We start from the raw sequence: 17218 nt of genomic DNA on the forward strand, positions 1-17218 counted from the left end.
GTTTAGCAGCCCGGGCGTCAGCTATGGATGCCGTACTTCTTGAGCAGGTTGTAGTAGTAGGCGGTGAGCGCAGGTAAGCGGCTGTTGCCCGGATCCTGCGCTCGGGCCCGTTCCATCATGTTGCGGGCCTGCTCGGCGAAGCGTTCGTTCCAGCCGCAGTGCTCGATATGCTTGAGCAGCGCCAGGGTGGCGTTGAACAGTACGTGGGTGTTGCCAGGCATGCGCCGGACGGCGCTCAGCATCAGTTGTACGGCGCCGTCGAAATCGCCGCTTTGAGCCTTGCGGGCGCCATCGGCGACGAGATCCTTGACCTCACCGTCGATCTGGCCGGCGAGCTGCTCGCCGAGAGCTTCTTTGCCCACGTCCTTCAGCATTGCCTTGGCTTTTTCCACGGCGCGCTCGTCCGGGGCGTTGCGCATGATGTCGAGGACGACCTCGGCGCCGTGGTCGTCCAGCTGGCTGGCGAAGCAGGCCCGGGCAAGCTCACCCTTGAGTTTCGGCGAGAGCAAGTGGGCCGCTCCTTGCTCTGCGAGGAGGGACTTGAGCGCCTCGCCGGCTTTCTGGGTGTCGCCCTTCTTGACGTGGACCAGAGCGCTGGAGAGGGTGGAGCAGTGACGTGTCTTGTCAATCCCGGCCATCGAACGCTCGAGATCGCGGATCGTTGCTTCGGCTTGCGCGGTGTCGCCCTTGCCGAGCTGGGCCTGGAGCAGGCGGACGTGGTCTTCCGGGTCGCGGAAATCGGAATACTTGCCCTTGCGTACCACCTCGCTGAGGATTTTTTCGGCGCCTTCGTGATCGCCGGTTTCGATGGATAGTTCGCCCAGTCGGCGCAGACGGCCGATCCGGTGGGGTGATCGCGCGGTGGCGGTGGCCAGGATGCTACGGGCGGATTCGAGATGGCCGGCAGCCTCGCGGGTGCGGGCGAGCCAGTCGTAGGCGTCCACGAAGAGGTCGTTCTCGCTGACCAGGGCCTGCAGCATGTCGGTGGCTTCGTCGTAGCGCTTCTGCATGTACAGCGTCTTGGCGAGGCCGAGTCGTGCCCAAGGCACGCTGCGGGTTTCGAGGATTCGTTCGTAGAGTTGCTGGGCCGTGTCGGCCTGGCCGCTGGCCACATGGAGCTCGGCTCGCAGGCGCAGAAAATCCAGCGCCCACTGGGAAAACCGGGTTTCGGCATCCGCGCAGTAGGTGATGGCGTCGGGCACGTTGCCTACCTCAATGAGTTTGTAGGCGGGAATGAAGGCGTCGCGCTTCTCAAGGGCCCGCAGGATTCGCTCGTGCAGCGTGTCGGCGGCCAGCGGTTTGAGGATGTAATCGTTGGGGGCCAGTTCGGCAGCGCTGACCACGCGTTCGTACTGGCGCTCTCCGGTGACCATGATGAACAGGGTTGCCAGGGGAATGATGGCGTTGTGGCGCAGGTCTTCGAGCAGGTGCTGGCCGTCCTGGCCGTCACCGATGTGGTATTCGCACAGGATCAGATCGAAACGACCATCGCGCAGCTTGCGCACGGCGACGCCAGCCGAGACAGCAAACTGGACCTTGGTGATGCCACTCATGTTGAGCATGTTGCGAAGCTGCGTCCGCATGTTCGGATTGGCTTCGACGATGAGGGCGGAGATGGTGTCGAGATCGATCACGGGGGCTCGTAGGGCGGATGAGGTGCGCGGACATCCATGCAAACGGCTGGAGAGGGCGATTCTTGATAGGCAAGCTCAACAAAAAGGGGCAAACGGCGAACCGTTTGCCCCGCTTTGGTGCAGCCTGACGGCGCGTCGATCAGGCGGCCGGCGCTTCCGGGGTCTTGGCGCGCAGGCGGATGTGCAGTTCGCGCAGCTGCTTTTCGTCCACCGGCGACGGGGCGTCGGTGAGCAGGCACTGGGCGCGCTGGGTCTTGGGGAAGGCGATCACGTCGCGGATGGATTCGGCGCCGGTCATCATGGTGACGATGCGGTCGAGACCGAAGGCGAGGCCACCGTGCGGGGGTGCGCCGTACTTGAGCGCGTCGAGCAGGAAGCCGAACTTGGCCTGCTGTTCTTCCGGCCCGATGTTGAGGGCGGTGAAGACCTTCTCCTGCACGTCGGCGCGGTGGATACGCACGGAGCCGCCGCCGATTTCCCAGCCGTTGAGGGCCAGATCGTAGGCCTTGGCGAGGCACTTGCCCGGATCGGTGGTGAGCAGGTCGAGGTGCTCGTCCTTCGGGCTGGTGAAGGGGTGGTGGCAGGCGGTCCAGCGCTTGTCTTCGTCGTCGTATTCGAACATCGGGAAATCGACGACCCACAGGGGTTCCCAGGCCTTGCCGTTGACGAAGCCCTTCTCGTGGCCGAGCTTGATGCGCAGGGCGCCGAGGGCGTCGTTCACCACCTTGGTCTTGTCGGCGCCGAAGAAAATCAGGTCGCCGGACTGGGCGCCGGTGCGCTCGAGGATGGTGCGCAGGGCGGTTTCGTGGAGGTTCTTGACGATCGGCGACTGGAGGCCGGTTTCATTCACCTGGGTGACGTCATTCACCTTGATGTAGGCGAGGCCGCGGGCGCCGTAGATGCTGACGAACTTGGTGTATTCGTCGATCTCGCCACGGGTGAGGCTGGCGCCGCCCGGCACGCGCATGGCGGCAACACGGCCGCCCGAGGTGGCGGGGCCGCTGAAGACCTTGAAGGCCACGTCGGCCACGGCGTCGGTGACGTCGGTGAGCTCAAGGGTGACGCGCATGTCGGGCTTGTCGGAGCCGAAGCGGGCCATGGCTTCCGCGTAGGTCATGCGCGGGAAGGGGTTGGGCAGCTCGACGGCCAGCACTTCCTTGAAGACGGTGCGGATCATCTCTTCCATCATCGCCGTGATCTCGGCTTCGGTGAGGAAGGAGGTCTCGATATCGACCTGGGTGAACTCCGGCTGGCGGTCGGCGCGCAGGTCTTCGTCGCGGAAGCACTTGACGATCTGGTAGTAGCGGTCGTAGCCGGCCACCATCAGCATCTGCTTGAAGAGCTGCGGCGACTGGGGCAGGGCGAAGAACTGGCCATCATGGACGCGGGACGGCACGAGGTAGTCGCGGGCGCCTTCCGGGGTGCTCTTGGTGAGCATCGGGGTTTCGATGTCGATGAAGCCCTGGGCGTCGAGGAAGCGACGGAAGGCCATGGCCGTGCGGTAGCGCAGGATCATGTTCTTCTGCATCTGCGGACGGCGCAGGTCGATGACGCGGTGGGTGAGGCGGGTGGTCTCGGAGAGGTTTTCCTCGTCGAGCTGGAACGGGGGCGTGGAGGAGGTGTTGAGCACCTCGATCTCGTGGCACAGCACCTCGATCTCGCCGGAGACGAGGTTGGTGTTCTCGGTGCCACCCGGGCGGCGACGCACCTTGCCGGTGATCTTCAGGACGAACTCGTTGCGGACCGATTCGGCCACCTGGAACATGTCGGCACGGTCCGGATCGCACACCACCTGGACGAGACCTTCCCGGTCGCGCAGGTCGATGAAGATCACGCCGCCGTGGTCGCGCCGGCGGTGAACCCAGCCGCAGAGGGTGACGATCTGGTCGAGGTAGGCGGTCGATACGAGGCCGCAGTATTGAGTTCGCATGATGGGGTCTTTATTTCCTGGGAAAACGGAACGCGCCTGCCGGGCAGACGCGTTATTGATTCAGAAGGGCGGCGGCCGGCTTGAGTGCAGGTGGCCGGTTAGATGGCGGCGGTGAGACCACGCCCATCGAGATGATGTACTTGAGGGCTTCATCGACGCTCATGTCGAGTTCGATGGCATCCTTGCGGGGCAGCATCAGGAAGAAGCCCGATGTGGGGTTGGGCGTGGTGGGCACGTACACGCTGACGAAGTCGTTGCCCAGATGGTGCGCCGCATCGCCGCCGGGGGAGCCAGTCTGGAAGCCGATGGTCCACATGCCTTCGCGGGGATACTGGATGAGCAGCGCCTTGCGGAAAGCCTGGCCATTGCTCGACAGCAGGGTGTCGGACACCTGCTTGACGCTGTAGTAGATCGACTTGACCACCGGGATGCGCGACAGCAGGCTTTCCCAGAAGCGCACCATCCGCTGGCCGACGAAGTTGGCCGCGGCAAGGCCGGTGGCGACGATCACGACCAGCGAGACGACCACCCCGATCCCCGGCACGTGGAAGCCCAGGAGGGCGTCCGGCCGGAAGGTGGGCGGAACCAGCAGCAGGATCTGGTCGAGGGTCGTGATGATCCACGCCAGCACCACGAAGGTGATGACGAGCGGAATCCAGATCAGCAGGCCGGTTACGAAGTATTTTTTCATTCAGCGGTGGTCGGGCGCGTGGGGATCAGTGGCACGCGCAACTGCCGCCGCAGGGAGTGGGTGCGGGAGATTCGGATTTGGCTGCTTCCGTCTTGGGGCTGGCGCCGGAGCCGCCCTTGAAGTCGGTGGCATACCAGCCGTTGCCCTTGAGCTGGAAGCCGGCCGCAGAGATCTGCTTGGCGTAGGCTTCTGCGCCACAGGCGGGGCAGACGGTGAGCGGGGCATCGCTCATTTTCTGAAGGTGATCTTTTTGATGGCCGCAGGCGCTGCAGCGATACTCGTAGATGGGCATGACGAGCTCCGGAAAGTCGATTGGGACGAAGTTTAGCGCATCGCAACATCGGGCGAAACAAGCCCGCTACGGCGCAAATGGGGGCGAACCAGCCTGTTTCAAGCGCTGGCGCGGAGCTCAGAGCATTCCGAGGTAAGCGGTGGTGAGCGAAGCGCCCCAGAACAGGGCCAGCAGACCCGCCGCCGCGAGGTAGGGGCCGAAGGGGATGGGAATCTCCCGGCCATGCTGGCGCAGGACGATCAGACCGATGCCGACGACCGCGCCGACCACCGACGACAGCAGGATGGTGAGCGGCAGGATCTGCCAGCCCAGCCAGGCACCGATGGCGGCGAGGAGCTTGAAATCCCCGTAGCCCATGCCTTCCTTGCCGGTAACGAGCTTGAACAGCCAGAAGACCGTCCAGAGCGACAGATAGCCGGCCGTGGCACCGACGACGGCGCTCTGCAGATCGGTGAAGGTGCCGCCGATGTTGAGAAGCAGGCCCAGCCACAGCAGCGGCAGGGTGATGCTGTCGGGCAGGAGCTGGGTGTCGAGGTCGATGAAGCTGAGGGCGATCATCGCCCACACGAAGATCAGCGCGCCGGCGGCCTGCAGCCCGAAGCCGAAGTGGAAGGCCGCAAAACCCGACGCCACGGCGCAGAACAGTTCGATGAGCGGATAACGCGGGCTGATCGGCCCGCTGCAGTGACGGCAGCGGCCGCGTAGCAGGACGTAGCTGACCACCGGGATGTTTTCGACGGCGCTGATCCCGTGGCCGCAGTGGGGGCAGCGGGAGCGCGGCGTGGCGAGGTTGAAGCGCGGCTGCTCGTCGGGGGATTCACCCCGCAGGCTGGCCGCCTCGGCGAGCCACTCGCGCTCCATCATCACCGGCAGGCGGTGGATGACGACGTTCAGAAAACTGCCGACAAACAGGCCGAGCAGCGTGCAGGTGGCCGTGAAGACCAGCGGGTCCGCAAAGACTTCCATGATGGGCGCCAGCTGGCGTCAGGAGACCACGGCGCCGATCTTGAAGATCGGGAGGTACATGGCGACGACCAGGCCGCCGATCACGACACCGAGGAACACCATGATGATCGGTTCGAGCAGCTGGCTGAGACCGGCAACGGCGTCGTCCACCTCGCGTTCGAAGAAGTCGGCGACCTTGCTCAGCATGGAGTCGAGCTGACCGGATTCCTCGCCGATGGACACCATCTGGACGACCATGGTCGGGAAGACCAGCACGTTCTGCATGGCGACGGTGAGGCTCGTGCCGGTGCTCACGTCGGACTGGATCTGCTTGGTGGCCTGCCGGTATACGACGTTGCCTGCAGCGCCACCGACCGAGTCGAGGGCTTCGACGAGCGGGACGCCGGCGGCGAACATCGTTGCCAGGGTGCGCGTCCAGCGGGCGATGGTGGCCTTGCGGACGACTTCGCCGATGACCGGGATCTGCAGGACGATCCGGTCGACGGCGATCTGCATGGGTACCGAGTGCTTGTAGGCATACGATATTCCAATGACTGTGCCCAGGATGATGCCGAAAACGATATACCAGTACGACACGAAGAAGTCGGAGATGGCGATGACCATCATCGTCGGGGCGGGCAGGTCGGCGCCAAAGCTGGAGAACACCTTCTTGAATTCAGGGACCACGAACAGCATCATCACCGAAACCACCAGCGCGGCCACGACCACCACGGCCACCGGGTAGAACATCGCGGATTTGATCTTGCTCTTGATGGCAAGAATCTTTTCCTTGTAGGTGGCGAGGCGGTCGAGCAGGGAATCGAGGATGCCGGCCTGTTCGCCAGCGGCGACCAGGTTGCAGAACAGGGCGTCGAAGTGGGCCGGGTGGCGGCGGAAGGCCTGGGACAGGCTGCTGCCGGTCTCCACATTGGCGCGGACATCGTTGAGCAGACGGGCCAGGGACGGATTGCCACAGCCCTTGATGGCGATGTCGAAGGATTGCAGCAGGGGCACGCCGGAACGCATCATCGTGGCGAGCTGGCGGGTGAACAGCGCGATGTCCTTGTCCGTGATGGAACGGCCGCGGGAGAAGGCCTGCTTGCGGATCTTCTGGGTGAGGATGCCCTGGCGGCGCAGAACGGTCTGGACGACGGTTTCCGTCGTCGCGCGCATTTCGCCACGGATGATCTTGCCGGTCTTGTCCTTGCCTTCCCAGACGAACAGGTGTTCGCGGGCGACGTTCGTGGTGCGGGCAGGGGTCTTCTTGGGTGCAGTGGCCATCAAATATTTCCGCGTGAAGCGATCACTCGTTCGTGCAAGCGAGGACTTCGGTCAGAGAGGTGACCCCTTGCTTCACTTTCAGCAGTCCGGACTGGCGCAGATCCCGGACGCCCTCGATCTGGGCCTGGGCAGCGATGTCCATCGAGTTGCCGTTCGTCATGATTATACGTGCGATCTCTTCCGAGATCGGCATCACCTGGTAAATGCCCAGCCGCCCCTTGTAACCTGAGCCCTTGCAGCGTTCGCAGCCCTTGGGGCCGTAGGGCTGCCATGTGCCGTCGATGTCTTCTTCCGCAAAACCGGCGGAAATCAGGGCTTCGATCGGGATGTCGACCGGCTGCTTGCAGGTGCATAGCCGGCGAGCGAGTCGCTGCGCCGTGATCATGATCACCGACGATGCGATATTGAACGGCGCGACGCCCATATTCTTTAGGCGTTCGAGGGTCGACGGGGCGTCGTTGGTGTGGAGGGTGGACAGCACCAGGTGACCAGTCTGGGCCGCCTTGACCGAAATTTCGGCGGTTTCGAGGTCGCGGATTTCGCCGACCATGATCACGTCCGGATCCTGGCGCAGGAAGGCGCGCAGGGCCGACGCGAAGGTGAGGCCGGCTTTCTCGTTGACGTTAACCTGGTTTACGCCCGGCAGGTTGATTTCGGCCGGATCTTCGGCGGTGCTGATGTTGACGCCGGGCTTGTTGAGGATGTTGAGACAAGTGTAGAGCGACACCGTCTTGCCGCTACCGGTCGGGCCGGTGACGAGCACCATGCCGTACGGGCGGGACACCGCGTCGAGGAGGGCGGCCTTTTGATCGGGCTCGTAGCCGAGGGCGTCGACGCCCAGCATGGCGGAGGTCGGATCGAGGATCCGCATCACGATCTTTTCGCCGTGCAGGGTGGGCAGCGTCGAGACCCGGAAGTCGATGGACTTGTTCTTTGACAGCACCAGCTTCATCCGGCCGTCCTGGGGGACGCGCTTCTCGGAGATGTCGAGGCGGGAGATGACCTTGATCCGGGCGGCGATCTTTTCCTTGAGCACCAGCGGCGGCTGGGCGATCTCGCGCAGGATGCCGTCGGTGCGGAAGCGGATGCGGTAGTACTTCTCGTAGGGCTCGAAGTGGATGTCCGAGGCACCTTCGTTGATGGCGTCGATCAGCAGCTTCTGGATGAAGCGCACGACCGGTGCGTCGTCCACCTCGGAGGCGCTTTCCTCGATCACCGGCGCATCCGCCAGGCCGTCCTGGCCCAGCAGATCCATGTCGAACTCTTCGCCGGTGAGATCCTTCAGCGCGGTCGAAGCGCTTTCGGACAGGCGCTCGACGAGGGCGATGAGCTTGGGTGCCTCGACCACCACCGGGTCGACGGCCAGGCCGGTCTGGAAGCGGATTTCGTCGAGGATGCGCAGGTTCGACGGGTCGGCCAGGGCCAGGGCCAGGCGGTTGCCGCGGCGGCCGAGGGCGACGACCTGATGCTTGAGCATCAGCTTGCGGTCGATGGCGTCGATTGCCAGGTGGGACTGTTCGAAGGCGGCGAGATCGAGCGCCGGGGTACCGAAGGTGTCGGCCGCAAAGCGCGCCACGTCATTGGCACTCATCAGCCCCCGATTGATGACTTCGAGGACGAAATCATTGGGGTTTCCCGATCCGGACGTGCACTGCAGGGCCTCGGCTTCGAGAAGCCGGCCATGTTGTACGAGAGCGCGGGCGAGGCCGCTCAGCGCGGCTTGGGGAGTGGCTGACATGCCTGAGCGTCTGTGAGGGTGATCGGCCTTGAACGTGCCCGGATCATGCCGTCAGGTCGAGGGCTTGTAAAGCCGCGACACGCTTTATGGCGACTTTTTCGCAGCAGAGCGGAATATTCGCACGTTCTTGATGCGACGGTCCTCGGCCTGGACCACCTCGATCGGAATGCCGGCGATCTTGACCGACACGCCGGCCTCGGGAATGTCCTGCAGGTGTTCGAGCAGCAGGCCGTTCAGTGTCTTGGGGCCGTCGACCGGCAGGTTGAGGCCCAGCCGGCGGTTGAGGTTGCGCAGGTGCTGGCTGCCATCGACGATCACGCTGCCGTCCTCGCGCCAGGTGAGCTTGTCGGCGGCGTCCGGCGCGCTGGTGGTGAACTTGCCGATGAGCTCCTCGATGATGTCTTCGAGGGTGACGAGACCGAGGAGCTCGCCGTATTCATCCACCACCAGCCCGAGGCGCTCGCGGTTCTCCTGGAAGAACTGCAGCTGGGAATACACCGGCGTGCTGGCCGGGATGAAATACGGCCTGGACAGCATGCCGCGGATGTCGGCGGCGGACAGGCTGTGGTCGAGGGTCTGGCCGAGGATGCGGCGGACGTGGAGGATGCCGATCACCGCGTTCATCTCGCCGTCGAACACCGGCAGGCGGGTGTGGTAGCAGGTGGCGAGGTGGCCCTGGATGACGTCGATGGGTTCGGCGATGTTGACCGCCTCGATCTGGCTGCGCGGCATCATCACGTCCTCGACGGTGATGTCCTCGAGCTCGAACAGATTGACCAGGATGCTGCGGTGCTTGGGTGGGATGAAGGCACCGGATTCGAGCACCATCGTGCGAAGCTCTTCGGTGGACAGGCTGTGGGCGTCCTCGTTGCCGTTCGGAGAGAGGTGCAGCAGACGCAGGAGCCCCGCAACGAACAGATTGACGAACCACACCACGAAATAAAGGCTCTTGAGCAGCCCTGACAGAGGATAGCTGACGAAGCAGGCGAGCCGGTTGGCGTGGTTGGCGCCGATCACCTTGGGGGTGATCTCGGCGAAGACCAGGATCAGGAAAGTGACCGCCAGCGTGCTTACGCCGAGCACCCATTCCTCGCTGCCGAAGAGCTGGATCGTGATGACGCTGACCAGCGTTGCCGCAGCGGCGTTCACGAGGTTGTTGAAGAGCAGGATGATGCCCAGCAGCTTGTCGGTCTGGTCCAGCAGATCGAGGGCCAAGCGGGCGCCCCGGGAGCCCTGATTTGCGGCGGAGCGCAGCCGATAGCGGTTGGCCGCCATCATGGCCGTTTCGGCCATCGAGAAGAAACCGGAAAGCGCCAGCAGCGCGACGAGGATCGCCGACTGGGCCGAAAGGGGAATGGCGTCCAAGCGGAGCGGGATCGGTTGGGGAACCCGGCCGAGTATTCAGGCCGGGTCGGGCCTTGTCAAGCCGCGCGGCCCAGGAGCACCTCGGCCACGAAGCGGCTGCCCACGTAGGCGAGCATCAGCGCGATGAAACCGGCGAGCGTCCAGTATTGCGCCTTCTTGCCACGCCAGCCCTGGAAATGCCGGCCCACCAGCAGGCTGCCGAAGATCAGCCACGAGATGATCGCGAAAACCGTCTTGTGATCGAGCCGGAAGGCCTTGCCGAACAGCGCCTCGGAGAACAGCACGCCGGAGCCCACGGTGAGGGTGAGCAGCACGAAGGCGATGCCGATCAGGCGGAAAAGCAGGGTTTCCATCGTCAGCAGCGGCGGCAGCGCGGCGAAGGCGCGGGTGAGGTGGGCGCCGTGCAGCCGGCGCTCGGCGACGGACATCAGCATGGCGTGGAGGGCCGCCAGGGTGAACAGGCTGTAGGCCAGCATCGCAACCACGAAGTGGGCGCGGAACAGCGGGGCGCTGGCGTTCTCGAGCACGTGGGCGCCGGGGAAGAAGGCAGGCAGCAGCGAACAGACGGCGGCGACGGGCATGCCAAGGGTCTGCAGGCCCTCGAGCCGGGCATAGAGGCTCTCGATCCAGTAGAACAGGATCGCCAGCCACAGCATGAGCGACAGGGCGAGGCTGAAACCGAAGTGGATGCCCTCGGCCGAGAAGAAGGTGCTGTTGAGCGCAAGCCCGTGGGCGACGAGGGCCACGAGCATCAGCACGCGCTCCTTGGGCTGCAGGCCCTGGCGCGGGGCGGAGGTCGGCGCGATCCAGCGGGTGTGCCAGAAATGCACGCCAAGCAGCGCGTACAGGGAGGCGGGGAGGAGATGAAGTAGAATCGCGGGCATCTTCGAAGTTTACCCCAAGCCCTCGGCTACAAACCATCATGCTGGATAACCTCACGACGCGACTTGCCAAAGTCGTAAAAACCCTTCGCGGCCAGGCTCGCCTGACCGAAGACAACATCCAGGACGCCCTGCGCGAAGTGCGCATGGCGCTGCTGGAGGCCGACGTGGCCTTGCCGGTGGTGAAGGATTTCATCGCCCGGGTGAAGGAAAAGGCCGTCGGCACCGAGGTGATCAGCTCCCTCACCCCCGGCCAGGCGCTGGTGGGCGTGGTGCACCGCGAACTCACCGACCTGATGGGCGGCGCCCACACGGGGCTCAATCTGGCCACCCAGCCGCCGGCGATAATCCTGATGGCCGGCCTGCAGGGCGCGGGCAAGACCACCACCACCGGCAAGCTCGGCAAGATGCTCACCGAGCGGATGAAGAAGAAGGTACTCACGGTCTCCACCGACATCTACCGCCCGGCGGCCATCGCCCAGCTGCAGACGGTGGCCCAGCAGGCGGGCATCGAGTTCTTCCCCTCCACGCCCGACCAGAAGCCGGTGGACATCGCCCTGGCCGCCGTCGATTACGCCCGCCGTCACTACTTCGACGTGCTGCTCGTCGATACCGCCGGCCGGCTCGCCATCGACCAGGTGATGATGGAGGAGATCCAGGCCCTCCACGCCACGGTCAAGCCGATCGAAACCCTGTTCGTCGTCGATGCGATGCTCGGCCAGGATGCGGTGAACACCGCCCGCGCGTTCAACGACGCGCTGCCGCTCACCGGCGTGGTGCTCACCAAGCTCGACGGCGATGCCCGCGGCGGTGCGGCGCTGTCGGTGCGCCACGTCACCGGCAAGCCGCTCAAGTTTGCCGGCGTCGGCGAAAAGCTCGCCGGGCTCGAGGAGTTCCACCCCGAGCGGATGGCCAGCCGGATCCTCGGCATGGGCGACATCCTGTCGCTGGTGGAAGACGCCCGTCGCGGTGTGGATGAGGAGAAGGCCAAGGAGTTCGCCCAGAAGCTCAAGAGCGGCAAGGGCTTCGACCTCAACGACTTCAAGGACCAGCTCGGCCAGATGAAGAAGATGGGCGGCCTTTCCAGTCTGCTCGACAAGCTGCCGGCCCAGTTTGCCCAGGCCGCGGGACAGCTCCAGGGCGGTGTCGAAGACAAGGCGGTGCGCCGCATCGAGGGCATCATCAACTCGATGACCCCGCTCGAACGCGCCAAGCCGGAGCTCCTCAAGGCCTCCCGCAAGCGTCGGATTGCCGCCGGCGCGGGCGTGACGGTGCAGGAGGTCAACCGCCTGCTGAGCCAGTTCGAGCAGACCCAGAAGATGATGAAGCAGTTCTCCAAGGGCGGCATGCAGAAGATGATGCGGGCCATGAAGGGCCTGATGCCCGGCGGCGGCCTGCGCTGATTGCCGGCCGGCTCCGCCCGGGGCCGGCTAATCCTGTTTGCCGCTGACACGCGGCCGTGGGAGGTGAAGCCGATGAAGTCCGACGACGATCGCTGGCGGCTCGCCGTCGAGGCTTCGGGCGACGCCCTGTGGGACTGGCTGCCCGCGGAGGGCCGCATCTTCTCGTCGCCCAGGCTTGGCGAACTCCTCGGCCTGCCCGAGCCCACGGGCGCCATCGACTGGCGCAGCCATCTCCATCCGGACGACCGCGACAGCGTGCTCGCCAGCCTCGAAGAATGCCTTGGCGAGGCAGCTACGGGGTTCGACGCGGAGTTCCGGCTGCGCTGCCGGAAAGGTCGGCATCGCTGGTTCTCCGCCCGCGGCGGGGTGGTGGCGCGGGATGCGGCGGGTGCGGCGGAGCGCTTCGTGTGCGTGCTGCGCGATGTCACCCTTGCCCGCGAACAGCGCGAAACCCTGCAGGCGTCCGAGCGCCTGTGGCAGTTTGCCCTCGAAGGCCATGGCGACGCCCTGTGGGACTGGACCCTCGACACCGGGATGATCAACATCAGCCCGTCCTTCCGCGCCATCACCGGATGGCCGGACGGCGCCGCGCTGCGGGGCAACGACATCTGGCCCGAACGCATCCATCCGGAAGATCTGCGCAAGGCGATGGCGGCCTTCAACGCCCACCTGTCGGGCGGACGGCCGATGACCGAGGTGGAGTTCCGCCTGCTGGTGAGTGACGGCACCTACCGCTGGGTGGCGCTGCGCGGCAAGGTCATGGAGCGCGACGCCCTCGGCCGGCCGTCGCGGATGATCGGCACCGTGCGCGACGTGCATGATCACTACCTCAGCATCGCCCGCGAGAAGCGCCAGGAGCGCGAGCTGGCCCGCGCCGCGCACCTGATCCACCTGGGCGAGATGGCCTCGGTGTTGTCCCACGAACTCAACCAGCCGCTCACCGCCCTGCGCAATTTCTCTGGAGTGGCCCTGCGCCGTCTCGAGGAACTGGGCCCGGCCGGCAATCGCATCGCCGAACCCCTCAAGATGATCTCCGAGCAGGCCATGCGGGCGGGCGACATCGTGCATCGGGTGCGCGGCTTCGTGCGCCGGGGCGGGCTCAAGTCGGCGCCGGTGGCGATGAACAAGGTGGTGCAGAGCGTCGTCCGCTTTGCCGAGTTCGAGGCCCGGGCCCACGCGGTGCAGTTGCTGCTCCAGCTGGCCGAGCCGCTGCCCCTGGTCAATGGGGATCAGGTGCAACTCGAACAGGTGCTGAGCAACCTCGTCAAGAACGCCATCGACGCCATGAGCGCCGTGCCCTGCTCACGCGACCTTGTGATTCGCACTCAGGTCGACCACGATGGAATGGTCGAGGTGGCGGTAATCGATTGCGGCGAGGGGCTCGCCGAATCCGTGCGGCAGGACCCTTTCGCCCCCTTCGCCACGACCAAGCAGGATGGGGTCGGGCTGGGTCTGGCGATCTGTCGCACGATCATCGAGAACCATGGTGGACGAATGTGGGTCGAATCCAGTGATGCGCAGGGTACGACCTTCTGCTTTGCCTTGCCGTCGATGCCTGCCGCCTGAGCGGGCACAAAAAAAGAAGCGTCACCAAACAAGAATAATGAGACACCTGGCAGGAGACAAATCATGGACGCGCCGCTCGTGTGCGTGGTGGATGACGATGATGCCGTCAGACTCTCCATCGGCCTTTTGATCGAAACCCTTGGCTTGCCGGTGCGCAGTTTCGCCAGCGCACTGGATGTACTCGAAGACTCTGAAGTGCTGGCAAGAGCCCACTGCCTCGTCCTGGACGTGCGCATGCCCGGGCTCTCGGGCGTTGGCCTGCAGGAGCGCCTGGTCCGCCTCGCCCATACGGCGCCGATCATCTTCGTATCCGGGCATGGCGACGTGCCGATGGTGGCGCGGGCGATGCGCGATGGCGCCTTCGACTTCCTCCAGAAGCCCTTCAACGAGCAGGTCCTCCTCGACCGCGTCCAGGAAGCGGTGCAGCTGGCGGCCCGGCGGCGTCGCCTGGATGCCAGACGGGCCGACATCCAGCGACGCCTCGACACCCTCACCCTGCGCGAGCGGGACGTGATGGAAGGGATGGTCGCCGGTCGGCTCAACAAGCAGATCGCCGAAGACCTCGGCATCAGCATGAAGACCGTCGAACAGCACCGGGCCCGGGTGATGGAAAAGCTGGAGGCCGACTCCCTGGCCGCGCTGGTGCGTGTGGTGGTGTGTGCGGAGCGGGACGACAGCTGAACCCGGGGTTGGGTCTCCTCAGGGTTTTCCCGGATGCGCGAAGGGGAAACGCCGGATTTGGTGGAAACACCTTATTTGGCAGAATCCACCCCGTTAGCTGACGCTGCATTGCACAAAAAATGACGGGTGGAGGAGACTTCCGTCCTGATGCAGACCGGTGCCCCGATCAATAAAGGAGAATCTATGTCGACGCAATTCGGTCCGTTTCAGGACGCCACGCTGGAAAACCTGATCGAGCTGGGCCAGACCCTGGCAACGCAGGTCGAGAAGATCACCCGTCTGCAGGTCGAGACTGGCCTCGAGTCGTCCCGTGAAGCCATGGCCGCCACGCAGGCCCTGCTCGCCGTGAAGGATCCGGAAGGTCTCGCCAGCTGGCAGGCCACCTACCTCCAGCCGAATTTCGATCGCGCCGCCGACACCGCCCGCCAGCAGTACGCGGTGCTGATGGAGACCCGCGAGATTCTCGCCGACGCCGTCAAGCAATCCACCGCCGACGCGACCCGCCAGATCCAGGGCAACCTGGACCGCCTGGCCGAGGGCGCGCCCGAAGGCTTTGCGCCGCTGTTCCAGGCCATCCGCAAGGGCCTCGACACCCATAACGCGGCTTTCGAATCGTTCACCAAGGTGGCGGACCAGCTCGGCGGCATCGCCGAAGCCAATCTGCAGGCCATCAAGGAAGCCGCGGTGCCGGCGCCCAAGGCGCGCAGCGCGGCAAAGCGCAAGGTGGCCTGACGCGCCTCGCAAACACAGGGTTCAAGGGTATTTGGCCGCATCCTTCGGGGTGCGGCCATTTTTTTGTATGCGCGGCGCTTCGCGCTACCATCGCGCCCCATGACCCACGACGATGATCTTCACGCCCGGGCCTGGCGGGCCCTGATGAATCCTGCGCCGGATGAAAAATCGGCGCTCACCCACCGCCTTCACGATGACTGGTGCGCCGGCCGGATCGGCGTTCCGCAGGCCAGCCCCGCGCCGGTGCTGGCGGTGGACGACCCCGGACGCCCCGAGCGGCCCGAGCTCATCGCCCACACCTCGGTGCCCCGCCGCAAGCCGAATACGCCGGAAGGCCACGCGGCGCTGCTGCATGCCATCGCCCACATCGAGTTCAACGCCATCAACCTGGCGCTGGATTGCGTCTATCGCTTCCGCGATCTGCCGGCGGATTTCTATGGCGGGTGGCTGCAGGTAGCGGCCGAGGAGGCCTATCACTTCGGGCTGGTGTGCGATCGGCTGGGCGCTCTGGGCCACGCCTACGGAGATTTCCCCGCCCATCGGGGGCTGTGGGACATGGCGGTGAAGACCGCCGACGACCCGCTCGCCCGGATGGCGCTGGTGCCGCGGGTGCTGGAAGCGCGGGGGCTGGACGCCACGCCGCCCATCGTGGCCGGGCTCAGGCGCATCGGCGACGAGGCGACGATCGGTGTGCTCGACATCATCCTGCGCGACGAGATCGGCCACGTGGCGCTGGGCGACCGGTGGTTCCGGCATTTCTGCGCGGAGCGCGGGCTGGACCCGGAGCCGACCTATCTGGCGCTGATGACCGACTTTGACGCGCCCTGGCCGCCCAAGCCCTTGAACGTCGAAGCCCGCCGGAAGGCGGGCTTCAGTGAGGCCGAGATCGCCCGGCTGGAAGGCGGCAGGCCGCGCCGCGAGGCTCAGAGCGAGCCGTAGGAATGCAGGCCTGACAGGAACATATTGACGCCCACGAAGGCGAAGGCGGTGACGACGAGGCCTATCACCGCCCACCAGGCCAGCATCGCGCCGCGCAGGCCCTTGGTCAGGCGCACGTGCAGCCAGGCGGCGTAGTTGAGCCACACGATGAAGGCCCAGGTTTCCTTCGGGTCCCACTGCCAGTAGGTGCCCCATGCTTCGGCTGCCCACAGGGCGCCGAGGATGGTGGCGATGGTGAAGAAGGCGAAGCCGATGGCGATGGCCTTGTACATCACGTCGTCGAGCACTTCGGGGGCGGGCAGGCGGCTGGCGAGGATGCCCTTGCGTACCAGTAGGTCGGCGACGCCGATCATCGCCGCCAGCGCGAAGGCGCCGTAGCCGATGAAGTTGGCGGGCACATGCACTTTCATCCAGTAGCTCTGCAACGCGGGGATCAGCGGCTGGATCTCCTGGGCCTCGCGGGAGAAGGTGTACCACAGCAGGAAGGCCACCGCCGCCGAGATCACCAGCAGCACGAAGGCGCCCATCCGCCGGGTGGCGTAGCGGCCTTCGTAGTAGAGGTAGAGCAGGGCGGTGATCAGCGAGAACAGCACGAAGACTTCGTAGAGGTTGCTGATGGGGATGTGGCCCACGTCGGTGCCGATCAGGTAGCTCTCGTACCAGCGCACGAAGAGGCCGGTGGTGCCCATCGTGGCGGCGCTCCAGGTGAGGGCCGAGCCGGTCTTCTCGGCGAAGTCGGAGCGGGCCAGCAGGCCCAGCCAGTAGGCGCCGGTGGCGATGAAGACCAGCGCGCTCATCCACATGATCGCCGTCTGGCTGGAGATGAGGTACTTGAGGAAGAACACCTTCTCGGCCCGGGCGAGATCGCCCTGATACAGGCTGATGCTGGCGAGCGCCAGCGCCGTCGATACCGCCAGGAAGAGCCGGAAAGGCTTCCAGGCCCAGCCGATGGCGGCGATCGCCGGCACGGTGAGCACGAGGATCAGCTTCTCGTAGATGTCCATGAAGCCGCCGTACTGGCGCAGGGCAAAGGCCGCGCCACCCGCCAGGGCGAGGGCGAACAGCCAGTCGCCGGGGCTCGTGCGGCGGAGCAGGGCGCTGTTTTCGGTGTGGGCAATGTCCATGAATGGGCCTCGTGGA

15 protein-coding genes are annotated in these 17218 nt (G+C 65.3%); 5 read left to right on the top strand and 10 right to left on the bottom strand.

The features are described 5' to 3' along the window. Positions 1–17: 17 nt before the first annotated feature. From GH681_RS10390 to GH681_RS10430, 9 genes are all read right to left on the bottom strand, one after another. Positions 18–1634: a tetratricopeptide repeat-containing response regulator gene (locus tag GH681_RS10390; protein ID WP_153161415.1), complete on the bottom strand. Its 1617-nt coding sequence runs from the start codon at positions 1632–1634 to the stop codon at positions 18–20. 139 nt (positions 1635–1773) lie between these two features. Further along, complete coding sequence (gene aspS, locus GH681_RS10395) at positions 1774–3564, bottom strand: aspartate--tRNA ligase (protein WP_153161416.1); 1791 nt, start codon at positions 3562–3564, stop codon at positions 1774–1776. A gap of 52 nt (positions 3565–3616) precedes the next feature. Beyond that, the gene (locus tag GH681_RS10400; protein WP_153161417.1) at positions 3617–4255 is read right to left on the bottom strand and encodes a DUF502 domain-containing protein; all 639 of its coding nucleotides are present in this window, start codon (positions 4253–4255) and stop codon (positions 3617–3619) included. Between the two features lie 25 nt (positions 4256–4280). Then, complete coding sequence (locus tag GH681_RS10405) at positions 4281–4547, bottom strand: FmdB family zinc ribbon protein (protein ID WP_153161418.1); 267 nt, start codon at positions 4545–4547, stop codon at positions 4281–4283. A gap of 117 nt (positions 4548–4664) precedes the next feature. After that, positions 4665–5513 carry an A24 family peptidase gene (locus GH681_RS10410; RefSeq protein ID WP_194271200.1) on the bottom strand — a complete coding sequence of 283 codons (849 nt, stop codon included), beginning with the start codon at positions 5511–5513 and terminating at the stop codon, positions 4665–4667. An 18-nt stretch (positions 5514–5531) separates the two neighbouring features. Further along, positions 5532–6773, bottom strand: coding sequence for a type II secretion system F family protein (locus GH681_RS10415; RefSeq protein ID WP_153161420.1), 1242 nt, complete (start codon positions 6771–6773; stop codon positions 5532–5534). Between the two features lie 22 nt (positions 6774–6795). After that, positions 6796–8511: a type IV-A pilus assembly ATPase PilB gene (pilB, locus tag GH681_RS10420; protein WP_153161421.1), complete on the bottom strand. Its 1716-nt coding sequence runs from the start codon at positions 8509–8511 to the stop codon at positions 6796–6798. Positions 8512–8595: 84 nt separating this feature from the next. Then, entirely contained in the window at positions 8596–9876 is a 1281-nt protein-coding gene (locus tag GH681_RS10425; RefSeq protein ID WP_153161422.1) for an HlyC/CorC family transporter, read from the bottom strand. A gap of 56 nt (positions 9877–9932) precedes the next feature. Next, the gene (locus GH681_RS10430; RefSeq protein WP_153161423.1) at positions 9933–10760 is read right to left on the bottom strand and encodes an inner membrane protein YpjD; all 828 of its coding nucleotides are present in this window, start codon (positions 10758–10760) and stop codon (positions 9933–9935) included. A 38-nt stretch (positions 10761–10798) separates the two neighbouring features. Between GH681_RS10430 and ffh the strand changes: the two genes are divergently transcribed. The 5 genes from ffh to GH681_RS10455 all read left to right on the top strand — a co-directional run bounded on the left by ffh (position 10799) and on the right by GH681_RS10455 (position 16078). After that, positions 10799–12160: a signal recognition particle protein gene (ffh, locus tag GH681_RS10435; RefSeq protein ID WP_153161424.1), complete on the top strand. Its 1362-nt coding sequence runs from the start codon at positions 10799–10801 to the stop codon at positions 12158–12160. Between the two features lie 72 nt (positions 12161–12232). After that, a complete protein-coding gene (locus tag GH681_RS10440) occupies positions 12233–13726 on the top strand; it encodes a PAS domain-containing protein (RefSeq protein WP_153161425.1) in 1494 nt (497 codons plus the stop codon). A 63-nt stretch (positions 13727–13789) separates the two neighbouring features. Further along, positions 13790–14407: a response regulator transcription factor gene (locus tag GH681_RS10445; protein WP_153161426.1), complete on the top strand. Its 618-nt coding sequence runs from the start codon at positions 13790–13792 to the stop codon at positions 14405–14407. 183 nt (positions 14408–14590) lie between these two features. Beyond that, positions 14591–15139, top strand: a complete 549-nt coding sequence (locus GH681_RS10450) for a phasin family protein (protein ID WP_194271201.1) — start codon at positions 14591–14593, stop codon at positions 15137–15139. Between the two features lie 99 nt (positions 15140–15238). Further along, complete coding sequence (locus GH681_RS10455) at positions 15239–16078, top strand: ferritin-like domain-containing protein (protein WP_228111864.1); 840 nt, start codon at positions 15239–15241, stop codon at positions 16076–16078. On the opposite strand, the gene ccsB is transcribed toward GH681_RS10455, so the two are convergent. Further along, a complete protein-coding gene (ccsB, locus tag GH681_RS10460; RefSeq protein ID WP_153161428.1) occupies positions 16063–17202 on the bottom strand; it encodes a c-type cytochrome biogenesis protein CcsB in 1140 nt (379 codons plus the stop codon). The genes GH681_RS10455 and ccsB overlap by 16 nt on opposite strands. Positions 17203–17218 lie beyond the last annotated feature (16 nt).

Origin of the sequence: Zoogloea sp. 1C4 (genome assembly GCF_009469605.1) — a bacterium.
GTDB classification, from domain to species: domain Bacteria; phylum Pseudomonadota; class Gammaproteobacteria; order Burkholderiales; family Rhodocyclaceae; genus Zoogloea; species Zoogloea oryzae.

Bases quoted from the DNA above. Each gene is read 5' to 3' on its own strand.
- GH681_RS10450 (WP_194271201.1), top strand. From the start codon at position 14,591: ATGTCGACGCAATTCGGTCCGTTTCAGGACGCCACGCTGGAAAACCTG.
- GH681_RS10415 (WP_153161420.1), bottom strand. From the start codon at position 6,773: ATGGCCACTGCACCCAAGAAGACCCCTGCCCGCACCACGAACGTCGCC.
- ffh (WP_153161424.1), top strand. From the start codon at position 10,799: ATGCTGGATAACCTCACGACGCGACTTGCCAAAGTCGTAAAAACCCTT.
- GH681_RS10430 (WP_153161423.1), bottom strand. From the start codon at position 10,760: ATGCCCGCGATTCTACTTCATCTCCTCCCCGCCTCCCTGTACGCGCTG.
- GH681_RS10405 (WP_153161418.1), bottom strand. From the start codon at position 4,547: ATGCCCATCTACGAGTATCGCTGCAGCGCCTGCGGCCATCAAAAAGAT.
- aspS (WP_153161416.1), bottom strand. From the start codon at position 3,564: ATGCGAACTCAATACTGCGGCCTCGTATCGACCGCCTACCTCGACCAG.
- GH681_RS10455 (WP_228111864.1), top strand. From the start codon at position 15,239: ATGACCCACGACGATGATCTTCACGCCCGGGCCTGGCGGGCCCTGATG.
- ccsB (WP_153161428.1), bottom strand. From the start codon at position 17,202: ATGGACATTGCCCACACCGAAAACAGCGCCCTGCTCCGCCGCACGAGC.
- GH681_RS10445 (WP_153161426.1), top strand. From the start codon at position 13,790: ATGGACGCGCCGCTCGTGTGCGTGGTGGATGACGATGATGCCGTCAGA.
- pilB (WP_153161421.1), bottom strand. From the start codon at position 8,511: ATGTCAGCCACTCCCCAAGCCGCGCTGAGCGGCCTCGCCCGCGCTCTC.
- GH681_RS10440 (WP_153161425.1), top strand. From the start codon at position 12,233: ATGAAGTCCGACGACGATCGCTGGCGGCTCGCCGTCGAGGCTTCGGGC.
- GH681_RS10400 (WP_153161417.1), bottom strand. From the start codon at position 4,255: ATGAAAAAATACTTCGTAACCGGCCTGCTGATCTGGATTCCGCTCGTC.
- GH681_RS10410 (WP_194271200.1), bottom strand. From the start codon at position 5,513: ATGGAAGTCTTTGCGGACCCGCTGGTCTTCACGGCCACCTGCACGCTG.